This is a genomic window from Chachezhania antarctica (assembly GCF_003646465.1).
GTDB lineage: Bacteria > Pseudomonadota > Alphaproteobacteria > Rhodobacterales > Rhodobacteraceae > Chachezhania > Chachezhania antarctica.
The window spans coordinates 241,327-254,817 of sequence record NZ_QZEX01000005.1 but is presented as its reverse complement, the minus strand read 5'-3'; the positions used below and the strand labels follow the sequence as shown (position 1 = coordinate 254,817).

At 65.9% G+C, this 13,491-nt stretch carries 11 protein-coding genes; 8 read left to right on the top strand and 3 right to left on the bottom strand.

Going from position 1 to position 13,491, the window contains the following annotated elements; all coding sequences use genetic code 11:
* The first annotated feature begins 93 nt into the window (after window positions 1–93).
* The 7 genes from D4754_RS12135 (at window position 94) to recN (ending at window position 8,967) form a co-directional block, all read left to right on the top strand.
* Window positions 94–1,014 carry a D-alanine--D-alanine ligase gene (locus tag D4754_RS12135; RefSeq protein WP_121063862.1) on the top strand — a complete coding sequence of 307 codons (921 nt, stop codon included), beginning with the start codon at window positions 94–96 and terminating at the stop codon, window positions 1,012–1,014.
* Window positions 1,002–1,886: a cell division protein FtsQ/DivIB gene (locus D4754_RS12130; protein WP_121063860.1), complete on the top strand. Its 885-nt coding sequence runs from the start codon at window positions 1,002–1,004 to the stop codon at window positions 1,884–1,886. Before D4754_RS12135 ends, D4754_RS12130 begins: the two co-directional genes overlap by 13 nt.
* Before the next feature lie 6 nt (window positions 1,887–1,892).
* Window positions 1,893–3,227 carry a cell division protein FtsA gene (gene ftsA / locus D4754_RS12125; RefSeq protein WP_121064107.1) on the top strand — a complete coding sequence of 445 codons (1,335 nt, stop codon included), beginning with the start codon at window positions 1,893–1,895 and terminating at the stop codon, window positions 3,225–3,227.
* A gap of 177 nt (window positions 3,228–3,404) precedes the next feature.
* Window positions 3,405–5,045 (top strand): cell division protein FtsZ, encoded by a 1,641-nt coding sequence (gene ftsZ / locus D4754_RS12120; protein WP_121063858.1) that lies wholly within the window; start codon window positions 3,405–3,407, stop codon window positions 5,043–5,045.
* 239 nt (window positions 5,046–5,284) lie between these two features.
* The gene (gene lpxC, locus D4754_RS12115; protein ID WP_121063856.1) at window positions 5,285–6,241 is read left to right on the top strand and encodes a UDP-3-O-acyl-N-acetylglucosamine deacetylase; all 957 of its coding nucleotides are present in this window, start codon (window positions 5,285–5,287) and stop codon (window positions 6,239–6,241) included.
* A gap of 167 nt (window positions 6,242–6,408) precedes the next feature.
* Window positions 6,409–7,260: an outer membrane protein assembly factor BamD gene (locus D4754_RS12110; protein WP_121063854.1), complete on the top strand. Its 852-nt coding sequence runs from the start codon at window positions 6,409–6,411 to the stop codon at window positions 7,258–7,260.
* Window positions 7,261–7,317: 57 nt separating this feature from the next.
* A complete protein-coding gene (recN, locus tag D4754_RS12105; protein ID WP_121063852.1) occupies window positions 7,318–8,967 on the top strand; it encodes a DNA repair protein RecN in 1,650 nt (549 codons plus the stop codon).
* 414 nt (window positions 8,968–9,381) lie between these two features.
* On the opposite strand, the gene tyrS is transcribed toward recN, so the two are convergent.
* Window positions 9,382–10,629: a tyrosine--tRNA ligase gene (tyrS, locus tag D4754_RS12100; protein WP_121063850.1), complete on the bottom strand. Its 1,248-nt coding sequence runs from the start codon at window positions 10,627–10,629 to the stop codon at window positions 9,382–9,384.
* 88 nt (window positions 10,630–10,717) lie between these two features.
* Between tyrS and D4754_RS12095 the strand changes: the two genes are divergently transcribed.
* Window positions 10,718–11,845: an anhydro-N-acetylmuramic acid kinase gene (locus tag D4754_RS12095; protein WP_121063847.1), complete on the top strand. Its 1,128-nt coding sequence runs from the start codon at window positions 10,718–10,720 to the stop codon at window positions 11,843–11,845.
* Here the strand turns inward: D4754_RS12095 and D4754_RS12090 are convergent.
* Together D4754_RS12090 and D4754_RS12085 are read right to left on the bottom strand one after the other, a co-directional pair.
* Window positions 11,805–12,701, bottom strand: coding sequence for a fatty acid desaturase (locus D4754_RS12090; protein ID WP_121063845.1), 897 nt, complete (start codon window positions 12,699–12,701; stop codon window positions 11,805–11,807). The two genes, D4754_RS12095 and D4754_RS12090, sit on opposite strands and share 41 nt — an antisense overlap.
* Window positions 12,702–13,063: 362 nt before the next feature.
* Window positions 13,064–13,483 (bottom strand): cupin domain-containing protein, encoded by a 420-nt coding sequence (locus tag D4754_RS12085; RefSeq protein ID WP_121063843.1) that lies wholly within the window; start codon window positions 13,481–13,483, stop codon window positions 13,064–13,066.
* Between the last annotated feature and the right edge of the window lie 8 nt (window positions 13,484–13,491).

Genomic DNA, 13,491 nt, shown 5'->3' with positions numbered 1-13,491 from the left:
GCACCGCCGCGCGCATCCTGCAGGCAACGGGACCGCGCGGTCAAACAAGACTATCGGGTCGCGCAAGAAGATCCGGAACAATCGAGGCAGAACGTGGGTCGGTCGGGCAGGACAGATCCCAAGGTCGTGGTATTGATGGGTGGGGCCTCCGCAGAGCGGGAGGTGTCGCTGGTCTCCGGGCGCGAATGCGCCGCCGCGCTGCGGGACGAAGGGATAGAGGTGGTCGAGCTTGATGCCGGCCCCGACGTTGCTGCGCGCCTGCAGGAAATCGCCCCCGATGTCGTCTTCAACGCGCTCCACGGTCGGTGGGGCGAGGACGGCTGCGTTCAGGGTATCCTAGAATGGCTGAAAATTCCGTATACGCATTCCGGTGTGCTCGCGTCCTCGCTCGCGATGGACAAGCAGCGGACCAAGGACATCTACATCGCCGCCGGTCTGCCGGTCGTGCCGTCGATCCTGCGCCGCAAGGCCGAGGTCGAAGCAAGCCACGTGATGGAGCCACCCTATGTGGTGAAGCCCAACAATGAAGGCTCCTCCGTCGGTGTCTATATCGTGCACGAGGCCGCCAACAGCCCGCCCAAGATGGGCCCGGAGATGCCCGGGACCGTGATGATCGAAGCCTTCGCAGCCGGGCGGGAACTGACGACGACCGTGATGGGCGACACGGCCCTGGGCGTGACCGACATCATCGTCGACGGATGGTACGATTATCATGCGAAGTATTCGCCGGGTGGATCGCGCCACGTGATCCCCGCGGATATCCCGGCCGAGATCGAGGCGCTGTGCCTCGACTACGCGGTGCGCGCGCACCAGCTTCTGGGCTGCCGCGGGATGAGCCGTACCGATTTCCGCTGGGATGAAACGAAGGGGGCCGCGGGCCTCGTTCTGCTGGAAACCAATACGCAACCCGGCATGACGCCCACGTCGCTGGCGCCCGAACAGGCGGCCGCGCAGGGCATGACCTTCGGGCAGGTCTGCCGCTGGCTGGTGGAGGATGCGTCATGCGACCGCTAGGGCGTCCGGAACCGAAGCTGAAGTCAGATCCCGCGCCGTCGCGGATGAAGTACCGGATGCAGCGCTGGTGGCTGACGCCGTCGATCCGCGTGCTGCTGCGCTTTGGCTTGCCGCTCGTTCTGATTGTGACCGGGTCGCTGGCGTTCCTGGCCGATGAAGGCCGCCGCGCCGCCGTGGAGCAGGCGGCGGGCGATCTGCGCGCGGCCCTCGCCGAACGCCCGGAATTCCGTGTCGACCTGATGGCGATCGACGGGGCAAGCGCGGATCTGGACAGGGTCATCCGCAACACGCTGGACCTCGCGCTGCCTGTCAGTTCCTTCGATCTGGATCTCGAGGATATCCGCGCGACCGTCGACGCCCTGCCTGCCGTCGAAACGGTGGGCGTGCGCGTGCGCCCCGGCGGCGTGCTGCAGATAGACGTCTCTGAACGGATCGGTGTCGTGCTGTGGCGGAGCGCCGACGGGCTGAAGCTTCTCGACGATACCGGCATGGCGTTGGCGCGCGTGGATTACCGCGTCGCACATCCCGACCTGCCGCTGATGGCGGGGCAGGGGGCCGATCTTGCGGTGGGCGAGGCGCTGGCGCTTCTGGCCGCCGCGCAGCCGTTGGAGAAACGCCTTCGCGGTCTGGTGCGCGTGGGCGGCCGGCGTTGGGACGTGGTGCTGGACCGCGGGCAGCGCATCCAGTTGCCGGAAACGGGATATGTCGGCGCGCTGGAGCGCGTGCTGGCGCTCGATGCGGCGCGCGAACTGCTCGACCGGGATGTGACAGTTGTCGACATGCGTCTGGCCGACCGCCCGACGCTGCGGCTGGCCGAGGCCGCCGTCGACGAACTGCAAAGGATACGAACGCTCAACGGGACAAAGCGATAGGCCATGATGAACGACCTGTACCAAACCCAACGGGCCATGCGGCAGATGCGGCGCCAGGCGCTGCAACGCGGTGTCATTGCCATTCTCGATGTCGGTAGCTCGAAGATCGCCTGCCTCGTGCTGCGCTTCGACGGATCGGCCCGCACGAGAGCCGATGCCGAGATCGGCGCGCTGGCAGGCCAGTCCGGGTTCCGCGTGGTGGGGGCGGCGACGACCCGGTCCCGCGGGGTGCATTTCGGCGAAGTGACAGCGATGCAGGAGACCGAGCGCGCGATCCGCACGGCGCTGCAGGCGGCCCAGAAGATGGCCGAGGTCCGCGTCGATCACGTGATCGCCTGCTTCTCGGGCGCGCGGCCAAAGTCCTACGGGCTGGATGCGCAGGTGGAACTGCAGGACCAGATGGTGACGGAGCACGAGATCGCCCGCGTTCTGGCCGCCTGCGACGTGCCCGATTACGGCGACCGGCGCGAGGTGCTGCACGCCCAGCCGGTGAACTTCGCCTTGGACAACCGGTCGGGGCTGAACGATCCGCGCGGGCAGATGGGCCAGACGCTGGCCGTCGACATGCACATGCTGACGGTCGATGACGTGGCGATCCAGAACCTTGTCCACTGCATCAAGCGGTGCGATCTGGAACTGGCGGGAATCGCCTCGTCGGCGTACGCGTCCGGCATTTCGACGCTGGTGGAAGACGAACAGGAACTGGGCGCGGCCTGCATCGACCTGGGCGGCGGATCGTCCAGCATTTCCATCTTCATGAAGAAGCACATGATCTATGCCGACACCGTCCGCATGGGCGGCGAGCATGTGACAAGCGACATCTCGATGGGGCTGGGCATTCCCGCGGCCAATGCGGAACGGATCAAGACCTTCTACGGCGGCGTGCAGGCGACCGGCATGGACGACCGCGACATGATCGAGATCGGCGGCCAGACCGGCGACTGGGAACATGACCGGCGCACCGTCTCCCGCGCGGAACTGATCGGCATCATGCGGCCCCGGGTGGAAGAGATCCTGGAAGAGGTTCGCACCTGCCTGGACGCGGCGGGCTTCGATCATCTGCCCAGCCAGCAGATCGTCCTGACGGGCGGCGGCAGCCAGATCCCCGGGCTGGACGGGTTGGCCAGCCGGATCCTTGGCCAGCAGGTGCGGCTGGGCCGGCCCCTGCGGGTGCACGGCCTGCCGCAAGCCGCGACAGGGCCCGGATTTTCCGGCGTCGTGGGGCTCAGCCTGTTCGCGGCGCACCCGCAGGACGAATGGTGGGATTTCGACATGCCGCTCGACAGCCAGTCCGGACGCTCCCTCAAACGCGCGGTTCGATGGTTCAAGGACAACTGGTAGACGCAAAATCTGGTTGGCTGACCGAAATCCGGCGAAAACCCGCGAGAATTTGCCTATATTTTGCGCCTGTTTCCCTTTTTCCTAGTGACGAGACGTCTCTGTGGCGATAGGGTTACAACAAGGTTGGACAAGAATACCCGCTGCAAAAGCGGGGCGGCAGCACAGGCGGATATACCGATGACATTGAACCTTTCCATGCCCGGACAGGACGATTTGAAGCCGCGGATTACCGTTTTCGGCGTGGGCGGCGCGGGCGGCAACGCGGTCAACAACATGATCGAAAAGGCGCTCGATGGGGTCGACTTCGTGGTCGCCAACACCGACGCGCAGGCGCTGCAGCAGTCCAAGGCCGAAGCCCGCGTCCAACTGGGCGTGAAGGTCACCGAAGGGCTGGGCGCGGGTGCCCGTGCCTCGGTCGGTGCCGCAGCCGCCGAAGAAAGCATCGAGCAGATCGTAGATTACCTTGCCGGGTCGCACATGTGCTTCATCACGGCAGGGATGGGCGGCGGCACCGGAACCGGGGCCGCGCCGATCATCGCGCAGGCCGCGCGGGAGCTTGGTGTCCTGACCGTCGGCGTCGTGACGAAACCCTTCCAGTTCGAAGGCGCCAAGCGGATGCGCCAGGCGGAAGACGGGGTCGACGCGCTGCAGCAGGTCGTCGACACGCTGATCATCATTCCGAACCAGAACCTGTTCCGCCTCGCCAACGAGAAGACGACCTTTACCGAGGCGTTCTCGATGGCCGACGATGTCCTGTACCAGGGCGTGAAGGGCGTGACCGACCTGATGGTGCGCCCCGGTCTGATCAACCTCGATTTCGCGGACGTGCGCGCCGTGATGGACGAGATGGGCAAGGCCATGATGGGCACGGGCGAAGCCGAAGGCGAAGACCGCGCGATCCAGGCGGCCGAGAAGGCCATAGCAAACCCGCTGCTCGACGAGATCTCGCTGCGCGGCGCCAAGGGCGTGCTGATCAACATTACCGGCGGTCCGGATCTGACCCTGTTCGAACTGGACGAAGCCGCCAACCGCATCCGCGAGGAAGTGGATCCGGAAGCCAACATCATCGTCGGCTCGACACTCGACGCCGACATGAACGGCACGATGCGCGTCAGCGTTGTCGCGACCGGCATCGACGCGTCAGAAAACGCGGGCGAAGTGCCCAAACCGCGCCGGTCGATGGCCGCGCCGCTGCCGCCGCAGACCGTTGAAGCGCCGAAGCCCGAGCCGGTGCCTGCGCCGGAACCCGTGGCCGCCGCCGTGCCCGAGCCCGAGCCGCGCTACGCCCAGGCCTCGGAAAGCCAGACCAGCTTCGACGGGTTCGAATCCGAACGGCACGACCTGATCGAAGAGGTCGCCCAGGACGGCTATGACGACGGGTACGAATACGAGGCCCCGGCCGCCGATGCGCGGGACATTCCGGAACCAGCCTATCGCCCGGCGATGCCCAGCTTCCAGCCGCAGCCCGACGCGATGGAAGACGAGCCCGATACCTACACCCCGCCGACGGCCGCTCCGCGCCCGCTGCATTCCGCTCCGCCGGTGCAGCAGCAGCCCGCGCGCGCGCCCCGGCCGCAGGCCCGCGACATCCAGCAGACCCCGGCTGCCCATGGCGAACAGCGCCGTTTCGGCCTGAACACCCTGATCAACCGGATGACCGGTCACAACGGTGAAGCCCAGGCCGAAGGCCAGGCCCGTCAGGCGCCCGTGGCCCAGCCGATGCACCGCCCGGATCCCGGTCGCGGCGCCATGCCGGAGGCTGACGAAGACCAGGAGCGGATCGAAATTCCGGCCTTCCTGCGCCGTCAGGCCAACTGAACTCAACAACAGGCGAAGTAAATTCGCCGGTGAGAAGATCATCTTCAGGCCGCCCTACGGGGCGGCTTTTTTATTGATAGTCAATGGTTTGGCATGCGTGCGCGGGTATCTGCCGACAGGCGTCGCGCCCATGTTTCACACCGTTGCAAAGATTGAGTTGAGCTTAACAGGTGGCGTGTCTACCTCTCAGTCATCAAAAGCCGGCGCGGATCGGCGAAGAGAAGACGAGTGGGAAGACATTGCAACAGACGCTTCAAAGATCAGTCAGTTTCCATGGCGTGGGCCTGCACAGCGGCGCACCGGTTCGGCTTGTGCTGAACCCGGCTCCGGCAGGGTACGGCATCTGGCTGAAGCGGACGGATGTCGAAGGCCCCTCGGCCATGATCCCGGCAAGCTGGGACGCGGTCGAACGCGGCCCCTTGAACACCAAGCTGGTGAACGAAGCCGGCGTCTCGGTCGGCACGGTCGAACACGTCATGGCCGCCCTTGCGGGGGCCGGGCTCCAGAACGTCCTGATCGAAGTCGATGCACCGGAAATGCCGATCCTCGACGGATCTGCCGCGCCCTTCCTGCGCGGCATCGTCGCTGCCGGTCTTCGCCGCCAGAACGCACCTGTCCGCGCGATCGAGATCCTGCGCCCCATCCGGGTGAAGGTGGGCGACGCACAGGCCGCCCTGTTGCCCGTCGCCGCGCCCAAGGACGGCACCGGCAAGCATCTCGTCATGGAATTCCACATCGATTTCCCGGATCCCGCCATCGGCCGTCAAAGCCGCGTGCTGGATCTGCGCAACGGTGCCTTCAGCCGCGAGCTTTCGGATGCCCGGACGTTCTGCCGCGCCTCGGACATCGACGCGATGCACGACAAGGGCCTGGCCCTTGGCGGCACGCTTGACAACGCTGTCGTCGTCGACGGCGAAACGGTCCTGACGCCCGGCGGTCTGCGCCATGCGGATGAACCCGTGCGCCACAAGATGCTCGACGCCCTGGGCGACCTGTTTCTGGCCGGCGCACCGATTCTGGGCCGCTATGTCGGCCACCGGGCGGGGCATGCCGTGACCAACACGCTGCTGCGGCAACTCTTTGCCACACCCGGCGCCTATCGCATCGTCGATTGCGACCCGGTGACCGCCGCAGCCCTTCCTGGCGCAGGTTTGACCCTTGCGGAACTGCCGGCCGAGACCCGCCAGGCCGCGTGATCTGCCCTGTCGTCCGCACCCCCATGTAACCGACTTAAGGCGTTTTGCTCCGCCAAGGACTGTGCTAGAGGACGGGACGCAGGCAATAAAGGTCCAGCAAGTGACCCATTTGCCGTAGTGGCCCAAGAAGCGAAGTTCGGGGAAGAGCAGGCATGAAAGTCGCTTGGATGCGCGCAGGACTGGCGGACCGGATACGGCGCCTGATCGCCGTCACACTGGTCTCGCTCGTCGCCGCCTGCGGCGTGTTCGAGGGTCCGGTTGATCGCGATGAAAATCTCGAAGGCTATACCGCCCAGCAGATCTTCGAACGCGGTGAGTTCGAGCTGGAACGCAGCCGCTTCGACGACTCGGCCTATTTCTTTTCCGAAGTCGAACGGCTCTATCCCTATTCCACCCTCGCCAAGCGCGCGCTGATCATGCAGGCCTATGCCTACCATCAGGGCAAGGACTACGAAGACAGCCGCGGGGCCGCGCAGCGGTACATCGACTTCTACCCCACCGATGAAGATGCGGCCTATGCCCAGTACCTGCTGGCGCTGTCCTATTACGACCAGATCGACGAGGTCGGCCGCGACCAGGGCCTGACCTTCCAGGCGCTGCAAAGCCTGCGCCGCGTGATCGAGGTCTATCCCGACAGCGAATACGCGACCTCGGCCATTCTGAAATTCGACCTCGCCTTCGATCACCTTGCCTCCAAGGAGATGGAGATCGGTCGCTACTACCTGCGCCGCAAGCACTATACCTCGGCCATCAACCGCTTCCGCGTGGTTGTCGAGGATTTCCAGACCACCACCCATACGCCCGAAGCGCTGCACCGCCTGGTCGAGGCCTATCTGTCGCTGGGTCTGGTGACCGAAGCGCAGACGGCGGCGGCGATCCTTGGCTACAACTACCAGTCGACGGACTGGTACGACGACAGCTACAGGCTCCTTGCGTCCAGGGGGCTGGAGCCGAAAAGCTCGGGCGACAGCTGGCTGGCACAGATCTATCGCCAGTCGATCCAGGGGCACTGGCTCTGACCGTTCGGAGCGTGTAAGGGAAGAAGCGTTGCCTTCTTCCCGACGAGTGAGAGTGGAATGCTACGCGCGCTCGATATCCGTGACATGCTTATAATTGACCGGCTGGACCTTCAGTTCAGGCCCGGGCTGAACGTGCTTACGGGGGAAACCGGTGCCGGGAAGTCGATCCTACTGGATTCGCTGGGCTTCGTGCTGGGCTGGCGCGGACGGGCGGAACTGGTTCGGCAGGGCGCGGAGCAGGGCGAGGTGACAGCCGTGTTCGAGATCGGCCCGGATCACCCCGCGCATGCCGTGCTGGAAGACGCCGGCATTCCCCCCGGCGACGAGCTGATCCTGCGCCGCATCAACATGCCCGATGGCCGCAAGACCGCGTGGATCAACGACCGCCGCTGTTCCGGGCAGGTGCTGCGGGACCTGTCCGAGACCTTGGTGGAGCTTCACGGCCAGCACGATGATCGCGGCCTGCTGAACCCGCGCGGACATCGCGATCTGTTGGACGATTTCGCAGGCGCGGCCCCGGCGCGCGATATGGTGCGTACCGCTTGGACGGCCCGTCAGAAGGCCGCCGCCGCCGTCGAGGAGGCGCGCGAGAAGCTGGAGGCCGCAAGATCGGAAGAGGAATTCCTCCGTCACGCGGTCGAGGAACTGGACAAGCTGAGCCCCGAACCGGGCGAGGACGCGGATCTCGACATGCGCCGCCGGACCATGCAGGCCGCTGAACGGATCCGGGATGACGTGGCCCGCGCGCATGCCCTGCTAGGCACCGACGCGGCCGAGGGCATGCTGGGCGAGGCGCTGCGCTGGCTGGAAGGCGTATCAGACACCGCCGCCGAAGCGCTGGAACCGCCGATCGCCGCCCTGGGCCGCGTGCTGGAGGAACTGGGCGAGGCGCAAAGCGGTGTCGAACGCTGCCTTGAGGCGTTGCAGTTCGATACCGGGGAACTGGAAGACGCCGAAGAACGCCTGTTCGCGATCCGCGCCATGGCGCGAAAGCACGGCGTGGCGCCGGACGATCTGGGCACCTTTGCCGACACGCTGCGCGAACGGCTCGCGGCTCTGGATGCGGGCGATGCGAACCTGGCGGATCTGGAAGCCGCGGCGAAGAAAACGGCCGCGGCCTATGACGAGGCGGCAGGGGCGCTGACCGCGCTGCGTACCGAAGCCGCCGGTCGCCTCGATGCAGCTGTGATGGCGGAACTGGCACCCCTGAAGATGGACCGCGCGGTCTTCGCCACCAAGCTGGAACCGGCAGAGCCCGGCCCGTCGGGGCGCGACGCTGTGGCCTTCACGGTCGCCACGAACCCCGGCGCGCCCTCGGGTCCTTTGGACAAGATCGCGTCGGGCGGGGAGCTATCGCGCTTCCTGCTGGCGCTGAAGGTCTGCCTGACGGGCGAAGACAGCCAGCGCACGCTGATCTTCGACGAGATCGACCGGGGTGTTGGCGGTGCCACGGCCGATGCTGTCGGGCGCCGTCTGAAGGCACTGGCCGACAATGGCCAGGTGCTGGTCGTCACGCATTCCCCGCAGGTCGCCGCGCTTGGTGCACATCACTGGCGGGTCGAAAAGCGGGTTGCGGACGACATGACCCTGTCGTCGGTCACCGATCTCGCGCCTGATGATCGCGTGGACGAAATCGCGCGGATGCTGTCGGGCGACAAGATCTCGGCCGAGGCGCGCGCCGCCGCGAAATCTTTGCTGGACGGGTAGGGGCCCGGCCCCCAAGAAAAAACCCGCCAGCGCAGGGCCGACGGGCATTCAAGATCGCACGTCAATCAGCGGCTTCTTCCGGCCGCTTGGTGCTTTGGGCTCCGTGAGTGGATTTGCGAGGGCCCGCGGCGGACCGGACTTCATTCAATGCATCCGCCCGAAATAGGGCGCATCGGGTCATGTCCGGTGTCTTGACAATAACGCTGGCAGGGACGTTCGGGTCCCTTGTCCGGCATGTCCGGCCCCTGAAAACAAAGGGCACGGACCAATGATGATTAAACCAACACCTTCCAGATACGCGGATCAGGGACTTTTCCAAGCTCTTGGCGCGCTTGCCCTTACGGAAGGCCACGCGACGTCATTTGGCTTGAGGTCCGGGTAAGGTGCGTGGAAACCACGCACCCTACGGCTGTGTCATGCGGCGAGATGGACCAGCGCGTGGCGCTTCTTGCCGGCGCTCAGCTTGATCGGAAGGTTGGCCGAGTGGATCATCAGTCCGGCGTCGGTCAACGGCGCATCGTCCATCCGGGCGCCGTTTTCGGCGATCAGGCGTTTTGCCTCCTTCCCCGATTTGGCAAGCCCCGCGCGCACCAGAAGCTGGACGATGGAAACACCGTCCGTCAGCTCTTCCGCCTGCAGGACCAGCGTCGGAAGATCGTCGCCCACGCCGCCCTTTTCGAACACCTCGCGCGCCGTGGCTTCGGCCGTCTGCGCGGCGTCTTCACCGTGCAGAAGGCGCGTCGCCTCGTTCGCAAGGATGATCTTGGCGTCGTTGATCTCGGACCCTTCCAGCGCCGCCAGCCGGTCGCATTCGTCGACCGGCAGTTCCGTGAAGATCTTCAGGAACCGGCCCACATCGGCATCGGTCGTGTTGCGCCAGAACTGCCAGAACTCGTACGAGCTCAGCATATCCCCGTTCAGCCACACGGCCCCGCCCGCCGACTTGCCCATCTTGCGCCCGTCGGACGTGGTCAGAAGCGGCGTCGTCAGCCCGTAGATCTCGTGATCCAGCACGCGGCGGGTCAGGTCGATCCCGTTGACGATATTGCCCCACTGGTCCGATCCGCCCATCTGAAGCAGGCAACCATAGCGGCGGTTCAGCTCAAGGAAATCATAGGCCTGCAGGATCATGTAGTTGAATTCCAGAAACGACAGCGACTGTTCGCGGTCGAGCCGGGACTTTACCGATTCAAAGGACAGCATCCGGTTGACGCTGAAATGCCGCCCGATGTCCCTCAGGAAATCGAGGTAGTTCAGCCCGTCCAGCCATTCGGCATTATTGAGCATCAGCGCGTCGTTGGGCCCGTCGCCATAGGTCAGGTACTTCGCGAAGACGCGGTTCATGCCGTCGATATTGTCGTCGATGGCCTGGGCATCCAGCAGCGGCCGTTCGTCCGACCGGAACGACGGATCGCCCACCTTGGTGGTGCCCCCGCCCATCAGCGTGATCGGCTTGTGGCCCGTCTTCTGCAGCCAGCGCAGCATCATGATGTTCATCAGATGCCCGACATGCAGGGACTTGGCCGTGGCGTCATAACCGATATACCCGGGCACTGCGCCGGCGATCAGGGCATCGTCGAGCGCCTGATAGTCGGTGCAGTCCGCCAGAAAACCGCGTTCCATCATCACGGCGATGAAGTCCGATTTCGGGTGGTAGGTCATGGCTTGCCTCGGCAGTTATACAGGGCGCAGTCTATAGAGGGCCGATGGCCCAAGGAAAAGGCCGCTTGATGCAGGAAAGGGCGCGCTGATGCAGGGGAAATGGGACACGGGGCCGGTTCGGGCCCTGGGGGCGATGTCCGGCACGTCGCTCGACGGGGTCGATGCAGCGGTGGTGGAAACCGACGGGCATACGGTCTTCGGCTTCGGCCCGTCCGATTACCGCAGCTATCCGGTAGCCGAGCGCGCGGTGCTGCGCGCGGCCCTTGGCCTCTGGTCAGGGCCGGAGGTCGAGGCGGCGGCGAAGATCACCGATGCCTCTCATGCCGCGCTGCTGGGCACGTTCGGCGATGTCGATCTGGTGGGTTATCACGGTCAGACGCTGGCCCATGCCCCGCGCACGAAGGGCACGTTGCAGGTGGGGGACGGTCAGGCGCTGGCCGATGCACTCGGCGTGCCGGTGGTCTGGGATTTCCGGTCCGAAGACGTGACCATGGGGGGCGAGGGTGCTCCGCTGGCGCCGTTCTTCCACTTCGCCTGTGCCAAGTGGTTCAGCGCCACGGGCCCCGTGGCCTTCCTGAACCTCGGCGGCGTGGGCAACCTGACCTATGTCGATCCGTCCTTCGACCGGCCCGAGGACGAAGGCGCGCTTCTAGCCTTCGACACCGGCCCCGCGAACGCGCCGGTCAACGACCTGATGCAGGCGCGCCGGGGGCTCGACATGGACGAAGGCGGCGCGCTGGCGGCGCAGGGCAAGGTTGATGAGGGCGCGGTGGAGCAGTTCCTTGCCTCTCCATATTTCACGCGCCGCCCGCCCAAATCTCTTGACCGGAACGACTTTGCCGAGATGGTGACGCTGGTGGACGACTTGTCGGACGCCGACGCCGCGGCCACGCTGACCGCGATGTCGGCCGCGGGCGTGGCCGCCGGCGCCAGACACTTCCCGAAACCGGTCGAGCGCCTGCTGGTCACCGGCGGCGGGCGGCACAACCCGGTGCTGATGGAGATGCTGCGCGTCACGCTGCCCTGTCCGGTCGTTCCGGTCGAGGAGGCCGGATTAGACGGCGACATGCTGGAAGCGCAGGCTTTCGCCCATCTGGCCGTCCGCGTGGCCCGTGGTCTGCCTACATCCTGCCCCGGCACCACCGGCGTTCGTGCGCCAGTGGGCGGCGGTGTGTTCAGCGCCCCGGGCGCAGGCGGCGCAGGTAGCTCCGCGTAAAGGCGGCGTAGCCGGGCGAGGTCGACTTAAGATGCGGTTGCGCCAGATCGTGCAGCGTGGGCAGTTTGTGGAACGGCACGGACGGGTAGGCGTGATGCTCGGCGTGATAGGGCATGTTCCACGCCAGGAACCGGACGATCCGGCCCGTGAAGGTGGTGCGCGTGTTCTCGAACATGTCGGCCACCGGCGGGCAGAGCCCGTGTTCGGCCAAAAGGTAGAGCCGCAGCACCGGCTGCCCGATCACGACCGGCAGAAGCCAGATCCAGAAGAGCAGGGGCGAGAAAACCAGGCTGAGGGCGGCCCCCACATAGACGGCCAGCAGGATCCGCGCCTCGCGCCGGATCGCGGTATGGCGCCGGGGCGGCAGGTAGGGCGCATCGAGCGTGCCGAACGCGTTCTGCGAGAGTGTCACCGCCGCCGAGCGCCAGTACAGCCAGCCGGACAGGTACAAAAGCCAGTGCCCGAGGGTCTCGGGCCTTCCGCCGCCGGCCAGTTCAGGATCACGTTCGGGATCGTTGGTGAAGCGGTGATGGGCAAGGTGGAAGTAGCGAAACCACGTGAAGGGCAGGCAAAGCAGCGGCGCGATGGCATGGCCCACAAGGTCGCTGATCCACGGTGACCGGAACGGCGTCTGGTGGGTGCATTCATGCGAAAGCGTGAAAAGGAACACCAGCAAAACGCCCTGCAGCAGCAGGCACAGCGGCCAGAATGGCACCTTCGCGGCGATCAGAGCCGTCGTCAGCGCCAGCGCACCCATGTACACCGCCAGATGCCGAAGCCCCGCTCTGTTCGAGCGGGCCGACAGCGCGGCCTTGGTATCGGCGGGAAGGTCGGACAGAAACGCGGTGTGATCCATGGCGCGACGTTGAACCGGGAGAGGCAAGAATGGCAAGCTCCGGCCCTTGGACGTACCGGGGAAAGGCGCTTCGGAGCCCACCAAAGCAGCAGCTTCGAAGCCATCCTCACGCAGCGGCCGTGCTGCCCGGAGCCGTGCCCCGCGCTCAAGGGAAATAGCCGTCTCCCCGCGGAGCGGGGCCCCTCGGCGATTTCCCTTGCGCCCGGGCCCCGTTCCGGGCGCAGGCGCGCCACGCGAGGACGGCTCCGAAGCAGCGGGAAGCGCGGGATTGGCGGCCCGGCTTCTTTGGTCTTCAAATACCTCGGGGAGCACGCGCCACGCGCGGGCCGGGGGCAGCGCCCCCGTCGGAATGTGGGGCGGGGTCAGGCGCGGGGGATGTCGAAACCCGGTTCTGCCAGCGTGAAACCCGCGAAATCGAAACCGGGGGAGACGGTGCAGCTGACCAGCGTGAAATCACCGGTGGGCCGCGCGGCCTGCCAGTGGTTTTCCGGAATGATCACCTGCGGCGCACCTTCGGTCAGGTCCGGCGTCAGGAGATGGTCCCGGGCCGGCCCGGCCTCGGTTTCCGCGATCGACAGGATCAGCGGGCTGCCGGCGTGGTAGAACCAGATCTCGGTCGCGTCGACCTTGTGCCAGTGGCTGCTCTCGCCCTCCTTCAGCAGGAAGTAGATGCTGGTACCTGTCGGGCGCCCGTCATTGGTGGCGCGCCACATCTCGCGGTAATGGCCGCCTTCTGGATGGGATTGAAGGCCAAGCTTCAGGATGATCTCGTCTGCTGTCATGCGGCCAA

Coding starts and splice junctions, on each gene's coding strand:
- D4754_RS12130 (WP_121063860.1), top strand. CDS start 1,002: ATGCGACCGCTAGGGCGTCCGGAACCGAAGCTGAAGTCAGATCCCGCG.
- ftsA (WP_121064107.1), top strand. CDS start 1,893: ATGAACGACCTGTACCAAACCCAACGGGCCATGCGGCAGATGCGGCGC.
- ftsZ (WP_121063858.1), top strand. CDS start 3,405: ATGACATTGAACCTTTCCATGCCCGGACAGGACGATTTGAAGCCGCGG.
- D4754_RS12110 (WP_121063854.1), top strand. CDS start 6,409: ATGCGCGCAGGACTGGCGGACCGGATACGGCGCCTGATCGCCGTCACA.
- recN (WP_121063852.1), top strand. CDS start 7,318: ATGCTACGCGCGCTCGATATCCGTGACATGCTTATAATTGACCGGCTG.
- tyrS (WP_121063850.1), bottom strand. CDS start 10,629: ATGACCTACCACCCGAAATCGGACTTCATCGCCGTGATGATGGAACGC.
- D4754_RS12095 (WP_121063847.1), top strand. CDS start 10,718: ATGCAGGGGAAATGGGACACGGGGCCGGTTCGGGCCCTGGGGGCGATG.
- D4754_RS12090 (WP_121063845.1), bottom strand. CDS start 12,701: ATGGATCACACCGCGTTTCTGTCCGACCTTCCCGCCGATACCAAGGCC.
- D4754_RS12085 (WP_121063843.1), bottom strand. CDS start 13,483: ATGACAGCAGACGAGATCATCCTGAAGCTTGGCCTTCAATCCCATCCA.